Genomic DNA, 551 nt, shown 5'->3' on the forward strand with positions numbered 1-551 from the left:
CCCTCCAGTCCGGCCCGCGAGAGGGCCTCGAGAATCGCCGCCGGATTGTTGAGCGTCTGATCGACGATCAGGTTCGAAATCGTGCGAAGGCTCGAATCGACGACGACCGAATCCGGATCGTTCGAAGGCGTGTAGGAGGTCGGAATGGCCGGCGCTCCTCCGGGGCCGTCCGGATCGAACGTTTCGCCTTCGCGATAGTCGGGGTCGAGCAGGTGCGGGAACTCCTGGTCCGCGGCGCCCCAATGTTCGCGCCCGGGCAGGATGTTGTTGTACGTGCCGTCGACGGTCCTCAAACCCCAGGCAATATTGGGGGCGGGGATGAGGCCTCCAGGTCCGAAAAGAGGCTGGCCCGCAGCATGGGCTTCCGCAATCTTGATCTGGTCAAGAATGAACTTCAGATCGGACGTGATATAGGTAACCATCGTACAGCCTCCCGATAAGCCAAAGTGAAACGAGCCCATCTTGAACAAGAAGGGCGCACGACTCCTCGCAAGGAATCAGTCCTCGCGTTCGATTTCATCGGTTACGCCATTCCCCCGCATAGCCTTCCG

The 551-nt window shown here is 60.4% G+C and carries 1 protein-coding gene; it reads right to left on the bottom strand.

What is annotated here, in order from left to right:
• A partial coding sequence (locus tag EKM57_RS21680) for a hypothetical protein (RefSeq protein ID WP_129794620.1) occupies positions 1 to 422 on the bottom strand: 422 nt, incomplete at its 3' end.
• Positions 423 to 551: the final 129 nt, after the last annotated feature.

The organism is Sphingosinicella sp. CPCC 101087 (assembly GCF_004151485.1).
In the GTDB taxonomy this organism is placed as follows: Bacteria; Pseudomonadota; Alphaproteobacteria; order Sphingomonadales; family Sphingomonadaceae; genus Allosphingosinicella.